Annotated in this window: 1 protein-coding gene; it reads right to left on the minus strand. The window is 45.5% G+C overall.

Features of this window, described 5'->3' with window-relative positions; translation table 11 throughout:
* Positions 1-75: 75 nt before the first annotated feature.
* Positions 76-558: isoprenylcysteine carboxylmethyltransferase family protein (locus tag INT39_RS22370; RefSeq protein WP_319021413.1), on the minus strand; the 483-nt coding region annotated here is incomplete at its 5' end.

The raw sequence follows: 558 nt of genomic DNA on the forward strand, positions 1-558 counted from the left end.
TAACGTGGATGTGCATGGGCGCCGCGTAGCGGCGTCCCAGCTGCCGAAGGCAGCGAATGGCACGACTTGTTATGCCTAAAGCCAACGACGAACAGTCTTTGAATACTCCTTAAACTCGTCGCCAAACAATGCAATCATTGCTCGCTCTTCAGGCAAAATTTGGTACCGAGTAATAAATAGCACGAAACCCAGCACACCGAACATAGTCAAATTCGATCCCAAGTAAAACGCCCAAGAAACCAAAAAGAGAGCAAATCCAACATACATTGGATTCCGAGAGAACCGATATATACCAGACTTGACCAACGAAGAAGCAGATTCCGGTTTGAGCGGATTGACTGTTGTTTTGGCAGACCTAAACGCCATAACACCTGACAGACAGAATAGCGCCCCAACTAGAATCGCTAAAAATATCGCGGCAACTCTCACCATACCAATTTCTCTGGGATCGCTTAGTCCATCAGAGACGCACCACATTAAAATTCCAAAAATAACTGCTACTATTGGTGGCGGAATTTTGTTTTCAAGAATCATCATTGTTACCCCTTGAGGCATAAC

The sequence above is a fragment of the Pseudomonas sp. FME51 genome (genome assembly GCF_014897305.1).